This window comes from Streptomyces sp. R35, from assembly GCF_041053035.1.
Taxonomy (GTDB): Bacteria; Actinomycetota; Actinomycetes; order Streptomycetales; family Streptomycetaceae; genus Streptomyces; species Streptomyces lutosisoli.
This window is the reverse complement of sequence record NZ_CP163440.1, coordinates 2,573,972-2,594,917: the sequence shown is the minus strand read 5'-3', so window position 1 is coordinate 2,594,917 and position 20,946 is coordinate 2,573,972. Positions and strand designations below refer to the sequence as shown.

Sequence of the window (20,946 nt, the reverse complement as noted above, 5' to 3'; positions counted from 1 at the left end):
GGTGCTGCGGATCGTCAACCGGGTACTGATCGGGATCATCGGTCTCGCGCTGGTGGCGCTGGGCGGTTCCGTGCTCGCCGTCGGGCTCGGCGTGCGGCCGCCCTCGTGGTGGATCCATGACGGCCGGCACGACGTGCTGCTCAGCGATGCCGAGCGGACCCGGTGGCGGGACCACGGCTGGTGGTGGCCGACCGTCATCGCCGTCCTCGCGGTGCTCGTGCTGCTCGCCTTGTGGTGGCTGGCGGCCGTGCTGCGGCGGCGCCGGCTCACCGAGGTGCTCGTCGACACCGGCGACGGCCAGGGCGCGCTGCTGCGCGGGCGGGCCCTGGAGGGCGTACTGGCCGCCGAGGCGGGCCAGTTGGACGGTGTCGACCACGCGCAGGTCCTGCTGACCGGGCGGCGCGGCACCCCCGAGGCGCGGGTGCAGCTCCTGCTGGAACCGCATGTGAACCCCGGCCACGCGCTGCACCTGCTGACGGCGGAGGCGCTCGCGCACGCGCGGGACTCGGCGGGGCTCGCGGCACTCCCCGCGGAGGTGCGCCTCCGCGGGGTCAAGCACCGTGCCGAACGGGTCAGTTGAGCACCACAAGGGGGTCCGGGACCCCCGCGCGGCAAGGACTCAGAACCCGTGCCGCATCCCGCCGTCCACCGGCAGCATGATGCCCGTCAGGTACGACGCCGCGGGCGAGAGCAGGAACGCGGCCGTCCGGCCGAACTCCTCCGGGGTGCCGTAGCGGCGCAGCGGAATGCTGGCCTCGTTGGCCGCGCGGGTGGCCTCCGGGTCGGCGGAGAGGCCGTCCAGCTCGCGGACGCGGTCCGTGTCGATACGGGACGGGAGCAGGCCGACGACGCGGATGCCGCGCGGGCCCAGCTCGTCCGCGAGGGACTTGGCGAAGCCCGCGAGGCCGGGGCGCAGACCGTTGGAGATGGTCAGCCCCGGGATCGGCTCGTACACCGAGGCGGAGAGCACGAAGCCGATGACACCGCCCTCGCCGAGCTCCGCGGCGGCCGTGCGGGCCAGCCGCACCGCGCCGAGGAAGACCGACTCGAACGCGGCCGTCCACTGCGCGTCCGTGTTGTCGGCGACGAACCCGGGCGGCGGGCCGCCGACGCTGATCAGGATGCCGTCGAAGCCGCCGAAGTGCTCATGGGCGGCCGCGATCAGCCGGGCCGCGGTCCCGGGGTCGGCGTTGTCGGCGGCGACCCCGACCGCGTTCGGGCCGAGCGCGGACGCTGCATCGGCGACGCTCTTCTCGTCGCGCCCCGTCACGATCACCTTCGCGCCGTCGGCGACGAGTTCACGCGCGGCGGCGCTGCCCAGGCCACGGGTGGCTCCCGTGACGACGTACACACGGTCCTTCAGTCCAAGATCCATGGCCCCTATCCTCCCCTATCCCGCCTTCTCGCCTCCGAACAGGGCGAAGGCGGTACCCACCAGGCCGATGTGGCTGAACGCCTGCGGGAAGTTGCCGAGCTGGCGGCCGGCGACGGGGTCGTACTCCTCGGACAGCAGGCCCACGTCGTTGGCCAGCCCCACCAGCCGCTCGAACAGCTCGCCGGCCTCCTGCGTACGACCCGTCAGATGCAGGGCCTCCGCGAGCCAGAACGAGCAGACCAGGAAGGCGCCCTCGCCGCCGGGCAGCCCGTCGACGCCGGTGCCCTCGGCGGTGTAGCGGCGCACGAAGCCGTTGCCGCCGAGCTCCTCGCGGATCGCGTCGATCGTGCCGATCACCCGTGGATCGTCGGGCGGCAGGAAGCCGACGCGGGGGATGAGCAGCAGCGAGGCGTCCAGCTCGCGTGAACCGTAGGACTGCGTGAAGGTGTTCCGCTCGGCGTCGTAGCCGCGCTCGCACACCTCCTGGTGCACCTCGTCACGCATCGCGCGCCAGACGTCCGCATCGCCGCCGAGCTCCGGACACTCCTCCAGGGAGCGTACGGCGCGGTCGGCGGCCACCCATGCCATCACCTTCGAGTACACGAAGTCCCGTCGAGGGCCGCGCACCTCCCAGATCCCCTCGTCCGGCTGCCGCCACGCGGTCCGCAGGAACTCCAGCAGGGCGGCCTGCACGCGCCACATGTGCGGCTTGAAGGGCAGACCCGAACTCCGGGCCAGCGACAGCGAGTCGATGACCTCGCCGTACACGTCGAGCTGCAACTGCTGTACGGCTTCGTTGCCGACCCGGACCGGGTACGAGTCGGCGAATCCGGGCAGCCACGGCAGCTCGTACTCGGGCAGGCGGCGCTCGCCGGCGATGCCGTACATGATCTGCAGGTCCGCCGGGTCGCCCGCGACCGCGCGCAGCAGCCAGTCGCGCCAGGCCTCGGCCTCCTCGTGGTAGCCGGCCGCCAGGAGCGCGCCGAGCGTGAGCGTGGAGTCGCGCAGCCAGCAGTAGCGGTAGTCCCAGTTGCGGACCCCGCCCAGTTCCTCGGGCAGCGAGGTGGTGGGGGCGGCCACGATGCCGCCGGTCGGCGCGTAGGTGAGGGCCTTGAGGGTGATCAGGGAGCGGACGACGATGTCCCGGTGCGGGCCGTCGTAACGGCAGCGCGCCGCCCACGCCTGCCAGTCCTCGACGCTGACGCGCAGTGCCTCGAACGGGTCGACGCGGGAGGGACGCGGCTCGTGCGAGGGATGCCAGGTCAGAACGAAAGCGACCTTCTCGCCCTTTTCGACCGTGAACTCCGAGTGCGTACGGAAATCCTTGCCCCAGGTGCGCACCGGCGGCTCACTGCGCAGCCACACCGAGTCCGGCCCCGCGACCGCGACGCGTTCGCCGTCCACGCGGCGCATCCATGGCACGACCAGGCCGTAGTCGAAGCGCAACCGGAGCAGGCCGCGCATCGTCACCCGGCCGCTCAGTCCTTCGACGACGCGTACGAGATCGGGGGCACGGTCGCGCTGCGGCATCAGGTCGGTCACCCGGACCGAGCCCTCGTCGGTGTCCCACTCGGTGTCGAGCACGAGCGTGTCCGGGCGGTAGGCGCGCCGGGTGCAGAGGCCCGCTCCCTTGGGCGCGATGCGCCAGTGGCCGTGGTCCTCGTCACCCAGCAGCGCGGCGAAGCAGGCCGCCGAGTCGAACCGGGGCAGACACAACCAGTCGACGGAGCCGTCGCGGCCCACCAGGGCGGCAGTCTGTTCGTCCCCGATGAGCGCGTAGTCCTCGATGCGTCGTTGCACGGTGGACGGATTCCCGACGGGGAGGGAGGCCAATCGGGCCGCCAGAGTGGCACGTGCCGCCCGCCCACGGCGCGGGCCGCACGTGGACGGGCGGTCGGCGCTGCCCGAAGCGGTCGGCCCGGGCCTAGACGGTGGCCGCCGCCGTCTCCGGCACGGTCTCCTTCGCGGCCGCCTCCGCCCGGTCACGGCGCTCGCGGCGGGCCAGGACCACCCAGCCCACGGGGACGCCCGCGGCGAACAGCCACCACTGGATCGCGTACGCCATGTGCGGACCGATGTCGCCGTGCTCGGGGTTGGGAATCAGCTCGGGGGAGTCGCCCTTGGGCTCCGGTGCGGTCTGCTCGATGTAGCCGCCGAGGACCTGCTTGCCGAGCCGCTGCGCCTCCTGCTCGCTGCTGATCAGCATGACCTGGCGGTCGGGCAGGCCCCGCACGTTCTTGATGCCGCTGTCGGCGGTCGTCTCGTCGGCCATGAGCCGGCCGGTGACGGTGATCTCGCCCTTCGCGGGCGCCGGGATCTTCGGGAACGCGGTCTGCGCGCCGTCCGCCGGGATCCAGCCACGGTTGACGACGAGGACGCGGCCGTCGTCCAGGACGAACGGGGTCAGGACGTGGTAGCCGACCTCGCCGTCGGTGTTGGTACGGCGGCGTACGACCTCTTCGTGCGCGGTGTCGAAGTGGCCCTTCGCGGTCACCCGGCGGAACAGGTCCTCGTGTTCGATGTGCTGCCCCGGCGATGTCAGCGACTCGGCGGGCACCGGCTTCGCGGCCAGCGACTCGGAGATCACCGTGTTCAGCGCGACCTTGTGCTCATGGCGATGCAGCTGCCAGAAGCCCAGCTTGATCATCGTCGGGATGAGCGCGAGGGTCACGAGGGTGAGAATCACCCACTGCCGGGACAACAGGAAGCGGTACACCCCATTGACGGTACTCGGCACGAATCGGCCCTCGACGGGAGGGTCCCGCCGAGGGCCGCAGTGATGCCCCACGTCGTGCCGGGGAGCGGGGCTCAGACCTTGTCGACGATCCCCACCTTCCCCTCCGCGCGGGCGCAGTGGCCGCCGCAGAACCAGTGGCCCTCGACCTCGACCCCTTGGCCGATGATCTGGACGCGACAGTGTTCGCAGAGGGGGGCCATCCGGTGGATCGCGCAGGAGAAGCAGTCGAAGACGTGCACCGCACCCTGCGCGTGCACCTCGAAGGACATGCCGTAGTCATTGCCACATACTTCACATCTCGCCATGCGCCACAGGGTGGGGCGCGGACGCGGCGCGGGCGAGCGGGCGCCGGGCGAGTCGCCCGGCAATCACCCGTACGTCCGCCAAATCACCCATGCGTCCACCCCTTGCCGGTACGTCATTCAGGGCATCCGTACGTCCGTCAGTGGCCGCCGGGTCACTTCCCCGACGCCGGCTCCACGTCCCGCAGCAGCTGCCCGAATGCCGCCTCGTCGATCACCGGCGTCCCGAACTGCTTGGCCTTGACCACCTTCGACGTGCTGGAGTCCGGGTCGTTGGTGACGAGCAGGCTGGTGAGCCGGGACAGGCTGGTCGCGACATGCAGTCCGGCCTCGACGGCACGGTCCTCCAGCAGCTCGCGGTCGACGGACGTGTCGCCGGAGAACGCGATGCGCATGCCCTGCTTGAGCGGTTTGCCCTCTTCGTAGCGACCTGGGTTGGGATAGGGGCATGCGGGGCGTTTGCGCGAGGGCCGCCAACTCCCGGACGGGTAACCACCTGCCGAGTAACCGCCGGACTGCCGCCCGATCCGCGGCGCCGCGGCGCTGTCGGACCACTCCTTGAGCGGCAGGCACTCAAGGAGCGGCAGCCGTACACCCTTGCTCACGGCGGCCCGCAGGCTCGGCCGGAACGCCTCGGCCAGCACGCGCGCGTCGTCCAGCGCGTGGTGCGCCCGCTGCTGCACGACCCCGAAGTGCGCGGCCAGCGACTCCAGCTTGTGGTTGGGCAGCGGAAGCCCCAGCTCCTTGGAGAGCGCGATGGTGCACAGCCGCTGCCGCACCGGCGCCTCGCGCTCCGCGCGCGCGTACTCGCGCGCGATCATCGACCAGTCGAAGACCGCGTTGTGCGCGACGAGCACGCGGCCGTCGAGCCGGGCGGCGAACTCCTCGGCGATGTCCTGGAAGAGCGGGGCGCCTTCGAGCATGTCGCTCGTCAGGCCGTGGATCCACACCGGGCCCGGGTCCCGCTCCGGGTTGACCATCGTGTACCAGTGGTCCTCGACCTCACCGCGTGCGTCCAGCCGGTAGACGGCGGCCGAGATTATCCGGTCGTCGCGGGCCAGGCCGGTGGTCTCCACGTCGACGACCGCGTACCCCTGTGGATACGCGGCCGGCCAGGAGACTGGGGACGCTGCGGTCGTCAGGTCTTCGAGCATGGTCAATGAGGATACGGGCCACGACTGACAGTCCGGGCCCCGCCTTCCCGGAACGCGGTCCTCCAAAGGCCCCCGACATGGCCACGCGCGCGCGTGCCGCACAATCGGGCCGGACCGCCCCTGAGTTGACGCCGCGCCGCCCGCCAGTAGGGCGCGGGCCCCAGGTGACGGCCCGGCAGCACCGCCGCGAGCCGTCGGTCCAGCGCGTGACGAAAGGGGCGAGGCCGGGGCACGGGCGGCCCGGGTCAGCGTGCGAGCAGGGCCTCCACCAGCGCCCGTACGGAGAGGGCGAACAGCTTCTCCTGGTCGACCGGGCCGGCCAGCGCCCGGGCCAGGCCCGGGTCGTCCTCCGCGGTCTCGGTGTCCCACAGCTCCTCCTCGGCGGGCTGCTGCACGGGCGCGCGCTCGCGGTTGCGCTCGACGAGGACGAAGCCGACGACCTGGAACTGCACGGCCCGGACGACCTCGGCCGCGCGGGTGCCGCGCAGTCCCGCCGCGTGCACCTCGTGCACCAGGGCCTGCTGTGCGGGCAGGAACATCCGCTCGGTCAGTCCGCGTTCGTGCACCATCGCGACGAGGTGCGGATGCTCGCGCAGCTGCCGGCGCAGGGCGCGGGCCACCGACGCGATGCGCTGGGCCGGCGTGCGCCCGGTGGGGCGGATCACGCCGAGATCGGCGACCGTGCGCTCGACGAGCGCGTCGAGGAGCGACTCCCGATTGCCGACGTGCCAGTAGATCGAGGTGACCGCGGTGCCCAGCTCGGCGGCGAGTTTGCGCATCGTCAGGGCGTCCGGGCCGAGCTGCTTCACCAGGTGCGCGGCGCTGTCGAGGATCGCGTCGCGGGTGAGTGCCGTCCTCGTCATGGCGCCCCCACGTTTCCAGGTCTCCGTCGTGCACGCGTATTTACCCGCAACGCAGTCTGCTGTAACTGTGTTACAGGCGCCAGTGACGGACCATCAGGAAACCTTCGGTGAAGGGCGGTACGACATGGCACGAGTGAGGTACGGCGCACGGACGGAGACGGAGATCGCCGCCGCGCGCACCGCGAGCTCCAAGCTCCCCGACATCTGGTCCACCGGAGTGGTGGCCGTCTGGGAGAGCGATCCGGACGCGGTCGCGGCGGTCCTGCCGCCCCCGCTGAAGCCCACCGGGCGGCCCCTGGTGCGGGTGAACATCAGCAAGGTCGAACTGCCCGGATACCCGCTGGGCGCGGGCTCGTTCGCCGTCGCCGCTGCGCACGACGGCGTCGAGGGCTGGTATCCGCTCGTCATGCCGATGACCCACGAACGGGCCCTCATCGGCGGCCGCGAGGTCTTCGGGGAACCCAAGAAGCTCGGCGAGGTGACGGTCGAGCGCGACGGTCTCGTCGTACGGGCCGCGCTCGCCCGGCACGGCATCGCGTTCGTCGAGGTGCGCGGCGCGGTGAGCGGCGGCCTGCCGCTTCCGGAGCCCGTCCAGAAGACCGACTTCTACTTCAAGTTCCTTCCCGCGGTGGACGGTTCGGGGTTCGACGCCGACCCCGTCCTCGTGCACTGTCTGCGCAACGAGAAGGTGCGCAAACTGGAGAGCGTCACCGGGGACGTCGTCCTGCGCGAGTCGATGTACGACCCGGTCGCCGACCTCCCGGTACGCCGGCTCGTCGAGATCACCATCGGTGAGAAGACCACCGACCAGAAGGGCAAGGTCGTCGAACGGGTCAGCGCCCAGGCCCTGTTGCCGTACATCCACCAGCGCTACGACGACCCGCAGCAGATCCTCGACGGGCCGCCCGAGGGGAGCCTCTGATGGATCTCCGCGCGGGGCAGGTCGCCGTCGTCACCGGCGCGGCGAGCGGGATCGGGCTCGCGATGGCGCGGCGGTTCGCGGCGGACGGTCTGAAGGTGGTCCTCGCGGACGTCGAGCAGGGCGCCCTGGAGAAGGCCGCCGCCGAGCTGCGGGAGGACGGCGCCGACGTGCACGCGCGCGTGGTGGACGTCGGGGACCGCGAGGCGGTCTTCGCGCTGGCTTCGGAGGCATACGAGAAGTACGGCGCCGTGCACGTCCTGTGCAACAACGCCGGTGTCGGCTCCGGTGCCGAGGGCCGCATGTGGGAGCACGATCCGAACGACTGGAAGTGGGCCTTCGCCGTCAACGTCTGGGGCGTCTTCCACGGCATCCAGGCGTTCGTCCCGCGGATGATCGCCCAGGGAGAGCCGGGCCACGTCGTCAACACCTCGTCCGGCGACGGCGGGATCGCCCCGCTGCCCACCGCCTCCGTCTACGCCGTCACCAAGGCGGCCGTCGTGACGATGACCGAGTCGCTGTACGCCCACCTGAAGGCGGAGCACGCGCGCGTGGGCGCCTCCGTGCTCTTCCCGGGGCCCCACATGCTCCGTACGGGCCTGTGGGAGTCGCACCGCAACAGGCCCTCGCGCTACGCGAAACAGAAGCCCAGGAAGACCCCGTACCGCAGCCTCGACCAGTGGGAGGCCGCGATGAAGGAGGCGGGCCACGAGGTGCGGTTCACCCCCGTCGAAGAGGTCGCCGACCTCGTCGCCGAGGGGATCCGCCGAGGCCGCTTCTGGCTGCTGCCCGAGAGCGAGCACAGCGACCGGCAGATCCGGGCGCGTTCGCAGTCGATGCTCGACCGCGCCGACCCGTCGTACCTAGAGAATTTCATCCTGGACTGAGGGGCGTGCCATGACCGACCAGGACCCCTACCTCATCATCTCCTCCGACTGCCATGCCGGTCTCCCCACCGAGGAGTACCGGCCCTATCTGGACCCCCGTTTCCACCGGGACTTCGACGAGTTCCTCGCGGGCCGCGACCGGCGCCGCGAGGAGATGACACGGCTCGGTATCCGCAACGAGGCGTTCGCGAACAAGTGGTTCCAGGACAACGAGGAAGGCCTGCGCGGCGGCTGGGACACCGCGCAGCGTCTCAAGGAGCTGGACGGCGACGGTCTGGCGGCCGAGGTCGTCTTCCCGGACGCGGACGCCGTGGACAGCCAGACCGCCGCCCCCTTCGGTGTGGGCCTCGGCCTCTCGGGGGACCAGGACCCGGAGCTCGGCATGGCCGGCGCGCAGGCGCACAACCGCTGGCTGGCCGACTTCGTCTCCGAGAACCCCGAACGGCACTGCGGGGTGGCCCTGTTGCCCATCACGGCGGAGGTGTCGCGCGTGGTGGAGGAGGTGTACCGCGCCAAGGAGTCGGGCCTGGGCGCGCTGATGATCCCCTCCATGTGGGTCGACAAGCAGCCGTACCACGACCGCCGTTACGACCCCGTGTGGGCGGCGGCCGCCGAGTGCGGGATGCCCGTGGTCACCCACTCGGGCGCGGCACCACGCCACGAATACGGCGACCACCTGGGAATCTACGTCTCCGAAGTCACCTGGTGGCCCGCCCGCCCCCTCTGGTTCCTGCTGTGGTCGGGCGTCTTCGAACGGCACCCCGGCCTCAAGTTCGGTGTCGCGGAGTCGGGTTGCTGGTGGCTGCCGAACCTCCTCTGGTTCATGGACCGCCTCTACCTGGGAGCGCACGGCGGCAAGAAGCTGTCGCCCTTCGCGGAGCTGAAGCGGCCCCCGCACGAGTACCTGGACCGGCAGCTCTTCATCTGCGCGACGAACACCAAGCGCCGCGAACTGGCCCAGCGGTACGAGATCGGCATCGACAACATCCTCTGGGGCAGCGACTTCCCGCACCCCGAAGGCACCTGGCCCGACACGCGCGCGTGGCTGGCGAAAACCTTCCACGACATCCCCGTCGAGGAGACGCGCCGCATGCTCGGCCTGGCGGCGGCGGAGGTCTTCGGGTTCGACGTCGAGAAACTGACCCCGCTCGCCCGGCGCATCGGTCCGACCCCCGCCGAACTCGGCCAGAGCGACGACCAGACGGCCGTGGAGGCGTCCTGGGCCCGCTCGCGCGAGGTGGGCCGCCACTGGCTGACGGACCACGACTTCCCGACCCTGGGAGTGACCCCATGAGCGACGACCGGTACACGGTGATCTCCGCCGACTGCCACGCGGGCGCCGATCTCCTGGACTATAAGCCGTACTTGGCGAAGCGGCACCACGAGGCCTTCGACGCGTGGGCGGCCACGTACGTCAATCCGTACGAGGATCTGCTCGCCGACACGGCCGACAAGAACTGGAACTCCGGGCGGCGCCTCGCGGAGCTGGAGGAGGACGGGATCGTCGCGGAGGTCGTCTTCCCGAACACCATCCCGCCGTTCTTCCCGTCGGCCTCCCTGATGGCGCCGGCCCCGACGGTGGAGGAGTTCGCGCAGCGGTGGGCCGGGCTGCGGGCCCACAACCGCTGGCTCGCGGACTTCTGCGCGGCAGCTCCCGGCCGCCGCGCGGGCGTCTTCCAGATTCTCCTCAACGACGTGGACGAGGCGGTGAAGGAGATCCGCTGGGCCGCCGGCGCGGGCCTCAGGGGCGGCCTGCTGCTGCCCGGCACACCGCCGGGTTCGGGCCTGCCCGAGCTGTACTCGTCGGCGTACGACCCTATCTGGGCGGTCTGCGCCGAACTGGGCGTGCCGGTGAACCACCACGCGGGCTCGGCGTCGCCGCCCCTGGGCGACGAACCGGCCGCCCGGGCGGTCTTCATGGTGGAGACGACCTGGTTCTCGCACCGCGCGCTGTGGCACCTGATCTTCGGCGGCGCGTTCCGTCGTCACCCGGACCTGAGGCTGGTGCTGACCGAGCAGGGCTCGGGCTGGATCCCCGGGGTGCTCGACATGCTGGACTACTACCACGGACGGTTGGTGACGGCCGCCACGAAGGCGTCGACGGCCGAGTCGAAATTCGGCGCGGGACTGGCCGAGGCCATGGGCAAGGGCCCGTCGGAAGTCTGGCGGGACAACTGCTTCGTCGGCGCCAGCTTCATGCGCCCGCACGAGGTACCGCTCCGGGACCGCATCGGCCTCGACAAGATCATGTGGGGCAGCGACTACCCGCACGACGAGGGCACCCACCCCTACTCCCGGGAAGGCCTGCGCATCGCCTACGCGGGCCTGCCGCGCGAGGAGATCGCCGCGATGGTCGGCGGCAACGCGGCCCGCGTGTACGGCTTCGACCTGGCGTACCTGGACGAGATCGCCGCGAAGGTCGGCCCGACGGTGGAGGAGATCGCCGAGCCGCTCGGCGATCCGCCGGCGGACGCGACGAGCCCGGTGTTCGCGAGGGGAGGGTCGGTACGGGTGTGGTGACGGACGGTCCGGTGCGTGCCGAGCCGGCCATGGGAGCGGTGACGAGTCGGTACGGGGCTGACGGCGCCCGGGGTGCGATCCTCCCCGTGTGACGCAACCGACGCACGACGAGGCCCACGGAGGAGCGCTCGGCTCGCGGCTGAACTGGCTGCGGGCCGCCGTCCTGGGCGCCAACGACGGCATCATCTCCACCGCCGGCCTCGTCGTCGGCGTGGCGGGCGCCACGGACGACCGCTCCGCACTGCTCACGGCGGGGCTCGCCGGACTGCTGGCCGGGTCGATGTCCATGGCGGCGGGCGAGTACGTGTCCGTCTCCACCCAGCGGGACTCGGAGCTGGCCGCCCTGGCCCTGGAGAAGTGCGAGCTCAAGGAGCAGCCGGAGGCCGAACTGGAGGAGCTGACCGAGCTGCTGGAGCAGCGCGGCCTGACCCGGGACGTGGCCCGCGAGGCGGCGGGACAGCTCACCGAACGGGACGCCCTGCGCGCCCACGCGCGCGTGGAGCTCGGTATCGACCCCGACGACCTCACCAACCCCTGGCACGCGGCATGGGCGAGCTTCCTCGCGTTCACCGCGGGGGCGCTGCTGCCGCTGCTGGCCATGGTGCTGCCCCCGGCGGACTGGCGCCTCGGAGTCACCGTCGTATCGGTACTGGCCGCCCTCGTCCTCACCGGCTGGAGCAGCGCCCGTCTGGGAGGGGCGGACACGGGCCGGGCCGTCCTGCGGAACGTGGCGGGCGGCGCGCTGGCGATGGCGGTGACGTACGCGGTGGGAGCCCTGCTGGGAGCGGCGGGCGTGTGAACCAGTGATCCGCCCCGGCCGTGCGCGGAGTTCACCAGGAGCCGTTGGAGGAGATCACCAAGAAGCAAGCGCGTACCGCCGGTAATACTTGTCGGTAACAACCTCTAGCCGCAGCCGACCAGCGGTTCTACGGTGCACTCATGCCGAACCTGCCCGATGTCGTGCTGTGGTCGATACCCGCCTTTGTGCTGCTCACGGTGATCGAGATCGTGAGCTTCCGTCTCCATCCCGACGAGGACGAGGCGGGCTACGAGGCGAAGGACGCCGCGACGAGCGTCGGCATGGGCCTCGGCAGTCTCGCCTTCGACTTCCTGTGGAAGATCCCGATCGTCGCGATCTACTCGGCGGTCTACGAACTGACACCGCTGCGCGCGCCCGTCCTGTGGTGGACGGTTCCGCTGATGCTGCTCGGCCAGGACTTCTTCTACTACTGGTCGCACCGCGGGCACCACGTCATCCGCATCCTGTGGGCCTGCCACGTGGTCCACCACTCCAGCCGGAAGTTCAACCTCACCACCGCGCTGCGCCAGCCCTGGACGACCTGGACCGTCTGGCCCTTCTACGTCCCGCTCATCGCCCTCGGCGTGCACCCGGCCGCGCTCGCCTTCTGCTCGTCGGCGAACCTCGTCTACCAGTTCTGGATCCACACCGAGCGCATCGACAAGCTGCCCCGCCCCTTCGAGTTCGTCTTCAACACGCCGTCCCACCACCGCGTCCACCACGCCTCCCAGGGCGGCTATCTGGACCGCAACTTCGGGGGCATCCTCATCGTCTGGGACCGGCTCTTCGGATCATGGGTCGCGGAGACCGAGCGGCCCGTCTACGGGCTCACCAAGAACATCGCCACGTACAACCCCCTGCGCGTGGCCACCCACGAGTACGCCGCCATCGCCAGGGACCTGAAGGCGGCCGCGAGTTGGCGCGAGCGGGCGGGCCGGGTCTTCCGCGGCCCCGGCTGGCAGCCCGCGCCGCCGGCCGCCGCGAAGACGCCGGTCACGGAGCCCGTCGCGTGAACCCACGCCTCGCGCGCGTGCTGCTCGTCTCCTTCGGCCTCGCGGTGGTCGTGGACCTCGTGTCCCTGGGTGCGGGGTTCGACCTCGGGCACCGGATCGCCAAGCCGCTCCTGATGCCCCTGCTCGCCGCCCACACGGGCGTACGCGGCGGCCCGCGGCTCCTGGTCGCCGCGCTGCTCTGCGGCTGGGGCGGCGACGTGCTGCTCCTGTCCGACGCCGACCCGGCCTTCCTCGTGGGGATGGCGTCCTTCGCGGCGGGGCACGTGTGTTACCTCGTCCTTTTCCGGCGAACGGCACGCGCGCGTGGAGCCCTGCTCGCGGGTGGGTACGCGATCGCCCTCGTCGCCACCGTCACTCTCCTGTGGCCCGACCTGCCCGTCGGTCTCCGCATTCCCGTCGCGGGCTACAGCCTGCTCCTGACCGCGATGGCGTACGGGGCCACCAGGCTGGGGCTCGTGGCGGGGCTCGGCGGCGCCCTCTTCATGGTCTCGGACACGCTCATCGCCACCGGGGTCGCCGAGTGGCCGCAGCTCCCGAGCCCCGACTTCTGGATCATGCTCACGTACGCCGCCGCCCAGTATCTGCTGGTCCGCGGTGTGCTGGGCACCCTCGGCGCGCGGTCCGCGCCCGCGGCGGCGTACGGTGAGATGCGCTCAACCACCCCCTGAGCGCATCCACCGACGCCCCGCACGAGAAGGACCCTCGCCATGCGCGCCACCACCATCCACGCCCCGTACGACATGCGCGTGGAGGACGTGCCCGAGCCCGTGGTGCAGCTGCCCACCGACGCGGTCGTACGGGTGCTGCGCTCCTGCATCTGCGGCAGCGACCTGTGGGCGTACCGCGGCGAGGCGGCCCGGCAGCCGGGGCAGCGGATCGGGCACGAGTTCCTCGGCATCGTCGAGGAGACCGGCTCCGAGGTGACCGGCGTCCGGCGCGGTGACCTGGTCGTCGCGCCCTTCATGTGGTCCGACGGCATCTGCGACTACTGCCGCGAAGGGCTCACCACCTCGTGCGAGCACGGCGGCTTCTGGGGTGCCGTCGGGTACGACGGCGGACAGGGCGAGGCCGTACGCGTTCCGTTCGCCGACGGCACCCTCGTACAACTGCCCAAGGACGCGGCCTCCGACGACCGCCTGCTGTCGGCCCTGCTGACGCTGTCCGACGTCATGGGCACCGGACATCACGCGGCCCTCGGCGCGGGTGTCCGGAAGGGCGCCACCGTCGCCGTCGTCGGGGACGGGGCCGTCGGCCTGTGCGCCGTGCTGGCCGCCAAGCGGCTCGGCGCCGAGCGGATCATCGCGCTCGGACGCCACCAGGTGCGTACGGACATCGCGCGCCTCTTCGGCGCCACGGACGTCGTCGCCGAACGCGGCGACGCGGCTGTCGAGGCCGTGCGGGAGCTGACCCGTGGCCAGGGCGCGCACTGTGTCGTCGAGGCCGTCGGCACCGAGCAGTCCATGAAGACGGCCGTGAACATCACCCGCGACGGCGGCGCCATCGGCTTCGTCGGGGTGCCGCACGGCAGCGGTACGGGCCTGGACCTGGGCGTGATGTTCGACCGGAACATCGCCCTGAGCGGCGGTGTCGCGCCGGTCCGCGCATACATCCCGCAGCTGCTGCCCGACGTCCTCGACGGGACCATCGACCCGTCGCCCGTCTTCGACATGACCGTCGGCCTGGAGGGCGTGCCCGAGGGCTACAAGGCGATGGACGAGCGCACCGCCCTCAAGGTCATGGTCGCCAACTGAGGCTCACCATCTGATCGGCAGCGGCAGCGCCGTCAGTGCGCCCGAGACCGCGACGACCACGCCCAGTGCCACGACCTCCGCGCGCGCGGGGACGCAGGCGCTGAGCGGGTCCGCCGCGCGGCGCAGACGGAGACGCGCCCAGAGGGCCAGGACGGCGACGACGGCCACCACGAGCACCTTGGCGAGCAGGGTGCGCCCGTACGCCGTCGTCGTCAGCTGGTCCAGGATCGTGCCGGACGGCATCCGGCGCAGGGCGCTCCAGATGCCCGTCGTGGTGATCGCCGCGAACAGGACGGCCGCCACGCGCGCGTAGAGCCCGAGCAACGCGGCACCGGCCTCCTCGGCGCGCCATCTCCGCAGCATCCGCAGGACATGCAGCAGTCCGCCCGCCCACAGTGCCGCGCAGGTCACGTGAACGAGTGTCAGAGCGGAGCCGACCAGCGGACCGTGCTCGGTGGCGGGGTGGGCGCGCAGCGCCTCCGCGACCACCACCGCGGCCAGCGGCCACACTTGGGTGACCGGCCGACGCGAGAGGGCGCACAGCCCGGCCGCCAGGAACGCGTTGACCTCCAGGAGCGCCAGCTTGCCGTCCCGGGTCTGGTAGAGCCCGCCGACGTCGATGTCGGAGAGGTGGTGCGGCAGCAGATTGCCGGTGGCCACGACCGAGGCGAGGCCCAGCGCGGCGAGGAGACCGGCGGCGGCCGTGTACGGGGCCCAGCTGCGCGGCGCGTCCGCCAGGGGCGCGCCCGGCACCCGGCGGGCCAGCCAGGACGCGAACAGCTCGCCCGCGGGCACGCACAGCGCCCCGAACAGAACCGTACGCAGCAGGGCGATACCCGCGATGCCGGGCGCCGCGGCCTCGCCCGTGCCCTCCAGCGCGGTGCGCGGGCCGAGCAACGGGATCAGGGCCGCGACGGCCACCAGGGCGAGTACGGCGGCGGCCCGGCCGGTGGCGCGGCGCCGCGCCGGCTCGCCCGGGCCCGCCACCTCGGCTGTCGGTCGTATCAACGTCACCTCGAAGTCTTCACCAGATGTCGCAGAACCGGGCAAGTGCGGGGAAACGACGGGCGGAACGGCATTCCGCCCATAGGTACGTTTCCGCTCGGCCCGTGACTCAGGCCGATCTGTGAACTATGCCCACCGAGCCGTGTCTGTCCCCCAAGGCCCCGACGGGCGCGCCCAGTCGGCGGGTCCGCCGGTGAACGAGACCGGCGGCAGGGAGTATCGGAGATGCCCGATTCCGCTGTCCGTCCCGGCGAGCCAGGCATCCGGGCCGTCGTACGTCACGTCTCCCGCCGCACTCCGCTCGATCCCGTCCGTCAGCCAGGCCGCCGTGCGCGCGAGCGCCATCCGTACGAAGCGGCCGTACCCCTGCTCCGACTGCTCGGTCAACGCGCGCAGCACGGCTGCCGCCAGCAGATACCCCGTGCCGTGGTCGAGGGCCTGCGCGGGCAGCGCGCCCGGCCGCTCCGGCGACCCCTCCGTCGCGGCGATCCCGGTGGCCACCTGCACCACGCTGTCGAACCCCCGCCGCTCACGCCACGGCCCGTACGCACCCCACGCCGACAACTGCGCCACGATCAGCCCGGGCCTGCGCTCGGCCAGCGCCTCGGGCGAGAGCCCGAACCGGTCGAGGGCGCCCGGCCGGTAGCCGGTGACGACGACGTCCGCCGCGGCGAGCAGCTCCTCGAAGGTGCGCCGGTCGGTCGCCAGGTCCAGCGTCGTCGACCGCTTCCCGAAGCCCGTGTCCGCGTGCGCGTCGGGGTCCTCGGGCAGCTGCGGCGCGTCCACGCGCAGTACGTCCGCGCCGAGCAGGGCGAGCGTGCGGGTGGCGACCGGGCCCGCGATGACCCGCGTCAGGTCCAGGACGCGCACTCCGGCGGCGGGCAGCAGCGGACCGCCGTCGAGCGGGGCGAGCACGCGCGCGCGTGCGGAGTCCATGCGTTCACGCTCGATCAACGGCCGTTCGGCCACCGCGATCGCCTGCTCGTGCGCGGCCCACTCCTTGGCCGTGCGCAGCGCGACGGCGAGGCCCCCGGCGCCGTACACCGTCTCCTCCACCTCCAGCGCGGACCGCTCGGCGAGCAGAGCGGCGACATCCTCCACCGTCGCGTCGTCCGCCAGCCCCAACGCGCCCAGCAGCCGCGCCCGGTGGTGCGGATAGTTCGCGTGCGTCCGCACCCACCCGTCCGCCGTCCGCCAGAACCGCGACACCGGCGCGAAGTTGACCGGCGCGCGCCCGTCGATCAGCAGATGCCGCTCACTCACGAACGCGGTGGCCACGGCCCCGTCGTCCACCCGCACCTCGGGCACCTCGGCGAGCCCGGCCCGCCGCGCCGCCAGCTCGGCGGCGGCCAGCGCGCACGCGCCCACACAGGCCCGCGCCAACTCCCGTACGGGCAGCCGGGCTTCCAGCGCGCCCTCCCGTACCACGGTCGAAACCCGGGAGAGCAGCGCGGGGTCTCCGCCCAGCCCCTCCCACACAGCAGCCATCGGTGAATGTGTCATACAGGCACTATGCCGGGTGGACTCAGTCAACATGGGAGGCGGCCGCCCACCACAGACGCACCTCCTTGCGCACGTCCGTCGGCCGCAGCTCCCACCCCTGCGCGAGGGCGACTTCGGCGACGTAACTCCCGCCGACGCCGCGGTAGACGTGCAGCGGTATCGCGCACTCGACCGGCGGCTTCGCCTTCTTCGGCCTGCGCGGCGCCGAGGCCGCCGCGGTCCACCGGGCGACTACCTTGTCGACGCGCGCCCTGTAGTACTCGGTGTCGCCCTCGTGCCGCACCTCGGGCCACCACACGCACCAGGTCGCCAGGTCGCCGAGCCGTTCCAGCGTCCGGTCCATGAACTCTCCGAAGTCGTGCTCGACGCGCTCGCTGAACGCGGCGATCACCTCCACCAGGAGACCGATCGCGAGGAAGGCGAGCGCCGTCGCCACCCACACCACGCACAGCGCTGGGGCGTAGACCACGCTCGCAATGAAACGCAGCACCAACTGCCATTTGGGCCGGACCGGTTCAGGAGTCCAGGTCGCGGGATCTTCGTACACATGCATGCCGAAGATCCTGCCGTACGGGACGGCCGGGCCGGGCGGATCGTCCGCCCGGCCCGAACCATCTGCACACAAGCCCTACTTCGTCACCGCGTCCAGCGCGTCCACGATGCCCCATCCATAGAAGCCGTTGCGGTTCTTCGTGCCCTCGCACACCGCGTCGACCTTGCCGTCACTGTCGATGTCGTACGGGTCGGTGCACGGTGTGGCGTCGGCCTCGGCGTACAGCAGCGCCTTCACCAGGGCGGCGGAGGCGTGCGGGTGCGTCGACTTGATGAGGGCGGCGACAGCCGCGACATGCGGGGACGCCATCGACGTACCGGCCATGTAGCCCCACTTGCCACCGGGCAGTGTGCCCAGGATCAGACCGCTCGTGGCGGGCGGGGCCGGGGTCTGGTAGCTCGTCGCGTCGCCGCCGGGCGCGGCGACGTCGATGACGCCCAGGCCGTAGTTGGAGAAGGACGACTTGATGCCCTTCGCGCCGGTCGCCGCGACCGTGACCACACCCGGCAACTGGGTCGGGATGTCATAGCACTTGGACGGGTCGATCACCCGGTCCGACGGGGTCCCGTCGTTCGGCGAGACCGGGTCGGTGATCGTGTCGGCCGCCAGGTCGTAGCTCTCGTTGCCCGCCGCCGCGACGTTGACCGCGCCCTTCTTCTCCGCGTACCGCGAGGCGCGGGTGATCGCGTCGACGAGGGCCTTCTGGTCCGGGTCGTCCGTGCAGTTGAAGTACCAGGGGTCGGTGTAATAGCTGTTGTTGGTGACGTCGACGCCGTGCTCGGCCGCCCACACGAAGCCGCAGACCACGGCCTCCGTGTAGAAGTAGCCGGCCGTCGTGGCCACCTTGATGCCGGCGACCTTCACGCCCGGTGCGACACCGGTGATGCCGACGCCGTTCTTGGCGCCCGCGATCTCGCCCGCCACATGCGTGCCGTGCGGGCTCTCCCCGGTGGTGGGACGCCAGGCGCCGTCGGTCGTGTCCGCCTTGCCCGTCACGCAGTTGGCCGACGCGGCGCGGTCGAAGTTCGGCGCGATGTCCGGGTGCGTGTCGTCGACGCCGGTGTCGATCACGGCGACCGTGACCTTGCTGCTGCCGAGCGTCTTCTCGTGCGCCTTGTCCGCCTTGATGGCGGGCAGGTCCCACTGCAACGGTTCCAACGGGTCCTGCCCGTCGACGGCTTCGGCACTCGCGGCCTTCACCTGCCGCGCGGTGAGAGCCGTCGGGGTGCCCACGTCGGTGGTCGACTGTGCGGGCAGCGGCGCGTTGCGCGTGTTGCCGGCCGACTCCACACCGCGGACGCCACGCATCGTCTTGGCGAAGTCGGCGTTCGACGAGTGGACGACGATCACGCCGATCTGGTCGTACGACGTCACGATCGTGCCGCCCGCCTCGGCGATGGCCTTCTTCACGGTGGAGGAAGTGCCGTGCCCGGGACGGACGTTGACGACATAGCTGAGGGCGGTCGCGTCAGCGGCGGTGACCTCCTGGGTGCTGCCGATGGTCGCCTCCGCTGCCGACGCGGTGACGTTCGGCAGGAAAGCGAGGGCCGTGGCCGTAGCCATCCCCAGCGGGATGGCTATGGCACGACGGGAGCGCTGGGAGCGCGCGGTCATGGAATCTCCAGTTCACATTCGCGGGACGAGCTGTACGAGCCGTGCGGAAGCTCAATTGACGGTCGGAGACCGTTACGTGACCTGGCGGTCGGCAACGGTTACTTGACCGCTCGCAGCGCGTTGACGATCCCGAATCCGTAGAAGCCGTTCACGCGCTTGCCGCCCACGCAGGTGGCGTCCACGACACCGTCACCGTTCCCGTCGTACGGGTCGGTCGGGCAACCCGGGTTGTCCGCCTGGGCCTTGAGCAGCACCTGGAGCTGGGCCGGAGTGGCCCAGGGGTACTTGGACTTCAGCAGCGCCGCGACAGCGGCCACGTGCGGCGTCGCCATCGAGGTGCCCTGAAGGAAGCCGTACGTGTTGTTCGGCAGGGTGGAGAGGATGCGGCCGTTCGCCGACGGCGTGTCCGGGATCTGGTACCGGTCGCCGCCCGGGGCCGCGACGTCGATCACGCCGTCCCCGTAGCTGGAGAAGTACGACTTGGCGCCCTTGACGCCGGTCGAGCTCACCGTGACGACACCCGGCAGCTGGGTCGGCACGTCGAAGCACTTGTGCGGGTCGACGGTGCGGGTGACGGCGGTCGAGTCGTCGGGGCTGGAGTCGTCGACGAGCGCGTCCGAGTCGAGGTCGTCGTTGGAGTTGCCCGCCGCCGCGACGTTCAGGGTGCCCTTGTTCTGGGCGTACAGCTGGGCCCGGTTCACCGCGTCGACGATGGCCTTCTGGTCGGGGTCGTCCATGCAGTTGTACAGCCACGGGTCCACGTAGTAGCTGTTGTTGGTGATCTCGACGCCGTGGTCGGCGGCGAACACGAAGGCGCAGACGACGCTCTCCGGGAAGAAGAGCTGGTTCGCGTCCGGCTCCGCCACCGTGATGCCCGCGACCTTCACGCCGGGCGCGACGCCGGCGACACCGATGCCGTTGCGGGCCGCGGCGATCTCACCCGCGACATGCGTGCCGTGGTAGTGGTCGGCGTCCACCGGACGCCAGGCGCCGTACGTGGTGTCCGCCTTGCCGCCCACACAGTTCGCGGACTGCGAGGCCGAGAAGTTCGGGGCGATGTCCGGGTGGGTGTCGTCGACGCCGACGTCGATCACGGCGACCGTCACGTCCTTGCTGCCCGGGTTGATCGTCGCGGCCTTGTCGGCCCCTATCGCGCGCAGGTCCCACTGGTCGGCCTCCAGGGGCTCCTCGCCCGCGGCGCTGCTCTTCGCGACCTTGGCGGCCTCGGCGGCCGACAGCACCTGCGCCGCGCCCTCGTCCGTCGTGCCCGCGGCAGTCAGCGGCGCCGTCCGCGACGCACCGGCCGACTCCACTCCGCGTACGGCCCGGATCTGCTTCCCGAAGTCCGGGTTGGCGGAATGGACGACGATCACACCGATCTTCTCGTACGCGATGACGACGGTGCCGCCGGCCGCCTCGATCGCCTTCTTCACCGACTCGATCGTGCGGTGGTCCGTCTTGGTGTTGACCAGGTACGGCAGGGTCGGGCCATCCGCGCTGGCAGCGGCGGACGCGGTCTGCGGCGCGGCCGACGCGGCGCCCGGCAGGAAGCCGAGCGAGGCGGTGAGCGACAGAACGACCGGCACGGCAAGGGCGAGGCGGCGTCTGGATCGCAGATGAGCCATGGGATCTCCACATCATCCGGAAAACGGAGCTGCCCGAACACAGGTGGTGCCCGGGCAGGTACATGACGGAGTGGTGCAGGCCGAAGCTATCCCCCGCCCGACCTGGCCAGCAATGACTTCCGGGGATGACTTCCGAAAGAAGTCGGGGGAGTTGAACCGGTCCACGCGTGGCGCCGTGACCTTGAGCAGGGAGCCCGAGGACGATCGAGCCCCCTGTCGGATCACGCACGGGAGTCACGTCATCGCTCCTGGTTACGTGATCCACGTCACTGTGAGGTCAGAACCGCATGTCCGTACCCGAGCCGTCCCCGTCCGCGAGCCCCGAC

At 71.5% G+C, this 20,946-nt stretch carries 20 protein-coding genes; 9 read left to right on the top strand and 11 right to left on the bottom strand.

Features of this window, described 5'->3' with window-relative positions; genetic code table 11:
* Position 1: 1 nt before the first annotated feature.
* Positions 2 to 580 (top strand): alkaline shock response membrane anchor protein AmaP, encoded by a 579-nt coding sequence (gene amaP, locus AB5J50_RS12100; RefSeq protein WP_369257417.1) that lies wholly within the window; start codon positions 2 to 4, stop codon positions 578 to 580.
* 39 nt (positions 581 to 619) lie between these two features.
* On the opposite strand, the gene AB5J50_RS12095 is transcribed toward amaP, so the two are convergent.
* The 6 genes from AB5J50_RS12095 to AB5J50_RS12070 all read right to left on the bottom strand — a co-directional run bounded on the left by AB5J50_RS12095 (position 620) and on the right by AB5J50_RS12070 (position 6,431).
* Positions 620 to 1,375, bottom strand: coding sequence for an SDR family oxidoreductase (locus tag AB5J50_RS12095; protein WP_369257415.1), 756 nt, complete (start codon positions 1,373 to 1,375; stop codon positions 620 to 622).
* A gap of 15 nt (positions 1,376 to 1,390) precedes the next feature.
* On the bottom strand, positions 1,391 to 3,175 hold the full coding sequence (locus AB5J50_RS12090; RefSeq protein ID WP_369257414.1) for a glycoside hydrolase family 15 protein: 1,785 nt from the start codon (positions 3,173 to 3,175) through the stop codon (positions 1,391 to 1,393).
* Between the two features lie 124 nt (positions 3,176 to 3,299).
* Positions 3,300 to 4,091, bottom strand: coding sequence for an SURF1 family protein (locus AB5J50_RS12085; protein ID WP_369257412.1), 792 nt, complete (start codon positions 4,089 to 4,091; stop codon positions 3,300 to 3,302).
* 92 nt (positions 4,092 to 4,183) lie between these two features.
* Positions 4,184 to 4,417, bottom strand: a complete 234-nt coding sequence (locus AB5J50_RS12080; RefSeq protein ID WP_327427715.1) for a hypothetical protein — start codon at positions 4,415 to 4,417, stop codon at positions 4,184 to 4,186.
* Between the two features lie 152 nt (positions 4,418 to 4,569).
* A complete protein-coding gene (locus tag AB5J50_RS12075; RefSeq protein ID WP_369257409.1) occupies positions 4,570 to 5,568 on the bottom strand; it encodes a DEDDh family exonuclease in 999 nt (332 codons plus the stop codon).
* 245 nt (positions 5,569 to 5,813) lie between these two features.
* Positions 5,814 to 6,431, bottom strand: a complete 618-nt coding sequence (locus AB5J50_RS12070; RefSeq protein ID WP_369257408.1) for a TetR/AcrR family transcriptional regulator — start codon at positions 6,429 to 6,431, stop codon at positions 5,814 to 5,816.
* A 124-nt stretch (positions 6,432 to 6,555) separates the two neighbouring features.
* Here AB5J50_RS12070 and AB5J50_RS12065 point away from each other — a divergent pair, with 124 nt between their 5' ends.
* The 8 genes from AB5J50_RS12065 to AB5J50_RS12030 all read left to right on the top strand — a co-directional run bounded on the left by AB5J50_RS12065 (position 6,556) and on the right by AB5J50_RS12030 (position 14,320).
* A complete protein-coding gene (locus AB5J50_RS12065) occupies positions 6,556 to 7,353 on the top strand; it encodes an acetoacetate decarboxylase family protein (protein WP_369257406.1) in 798 nt (265 codons plus the stop codon).
* Positions 7,353 to 8,237, top strand: coding sequence for an SDR family NAD(P)-dependent oxidoreductase (locus tag AB5J50_RS12060; protein ID WP_369257404.1), 885 nt, complete (start codon positions 7,353 to 7,355; stop codon positions 8,235 to 8,237). The genes AB5J50_RS12065 and AB5J50_RS12060 overlap by 1 nt, the downstream gene beginning before the upstream one ends.
* A gap of 10 nt (positions 8,238 to 8,247) precedes the next feature.
* On the top strand, positions 8,248 to 9,531 hold the full coding sequence (locus AB5J50_RS12055; RefSeq protein ID WP_369257402.1) for an amidohydrolase family protein: 1,284 nt from the start codon (positions 8,248 to 8,250) through the stop codon (positions 9,529 to 9,531).
* Entirely contained in the window at positions 9,528 to 10,757 is a 1,230-nt protein-coding gene (locus tag AB5J50_RS12050; RefSeq protein ID WP_369257400.1) for an amidohydrolase family protein, read from the top strand. The genes AB5J50_RS12055 and AB5J50_RS12050 overlap by 4 nt, the downstream gene beginning before the upstream one ends.
* An 88-nt stretch (positions 10,758 to 10,845) precedes the next feature.
* Complete coding sequence (locus AB5J50_RS12045; RefSeq protein ID WP_369257398.1) at positions 10,846 to 11,556, top strand: VIT family protein; 711 nt, start codon at positions 10,846 to 10,848, stop codon at positions 11,554 to 11,556.
* 140 nt (positions 11,557 to 11,696) lie between these two features.
* Complete coding sequence (locus AB5J50_RS12040; protein ID WP_369257396.1) at positions 11,697 to 12,569, top strand: sterol desaturase family protein; 873 nt, start codon at positions 11,697 to 11,699, stop codon at positions 12,567 to 12,569.
* The gene (locus tag AB5J50_RS12035) at positions 12,566 to 13,237 is read left to right on the top strand and encodes a lysoplasmalogenase (RefSeq protein WP_369257394.1); all 672 of its coding nucleotides are present in this window, start codon (positions 12,566 to 12,568) and stop codon (positions 13,235 to 13,237) included. Before AB5J50_RS12040 ends, AB5J50_RS12035 begins: the two co-directional genes overlap by 4 nt.
* 39 nt (positions 13,238 to 13,276) lie before the next feature.
* Positions 13,277 to 14,320, top strand: coding sequence for a zinc-dependent alcohol dehydrogenase family protein (locus AB5J50_RS12030; RefSeq protein WP_369257392.1), 1,044 nt, complete (start codon positions 13,277 to 13,279; stop codon positions 14,318 to 14,320).
* Positions 14,321 to 14,323: 3 nt separating this feature from the next.
* On the opposite strand, the gene AB5J50_RS12025 is transcribed toward AB5J50_RS12030, so the two are convergent.
* The 5 genes from AB5J50_RS12025 to AB5J50_RS12005 all read right to left on the bottom strand — a co-directional run bounded on the left by AB5J50_RS12025 (position 14,324) and on the right by AB5J50_RS12005 (position 20,620).
* Positions 14,324 to 15,325 (bottom strand): CopD family protein, encoded by a 1,002-nt coding sequence (locus tag AB5J50_RS12025; protein WP_369265373.1) that lies wholly within the window; start codon positions 15,323 to 15,325, stop codon positions 14,324 to 14,326.
* Between the two features lie 126 nt (positions 15,326 to 15,451).
* Entirely contained in the window at positions 15,452 to 16,813 is a 1,362-nt protein-coding gene (locus AB5J50_RS12020; RefSeq protein ID WP_369257390.1) for a CoA transferase, read from the bottom strand.
* Between the two features lie 37 nt (positions 16,814 to 16,850).
* Positions 16,851 to 17,381 carry a hypothetical protein gene (locus AB5J50_RS12015; protein ID WP_369257388.1) on the bottom strand — a complete coding sequence of 177 codons (531 nt, stop codon included), beginning with the start codon at positions 17,379 to 17,381 and terminating at the stop codon, positions 16,851 to 16,853.
* Between the two features lie 75 nt (positions 17,382 to 17,456).
* The gene (locus tag AB5J50_RS12010) at positions 17,457 to 18,995 is read right to left on the bottom strand and encodes a S8 family serine peptidase (protein ID WP_327427702.1); all 1,539 of its coding nucleotides are present in this window, start codon (positions 18,993 to 18,995) and stop codon (positions 17,457 to 17,459) included.
* Positions 18,996 to 19,093: 98 nt separating this feature from the next.
* Positions 19,094 to 20,620, bottom strand: coding sequence for a S8 family serine peptidase (locus AB5J50_RS12005; protein ID WP_369257386.1), 1,527 nt, complete (start codon positions 20,618 to 20,620; stop codon positions 19,094 to 19,096).
* Between the last annotated feature and the right edge of the window lie 326 nt (positions 20,621 to 20,946).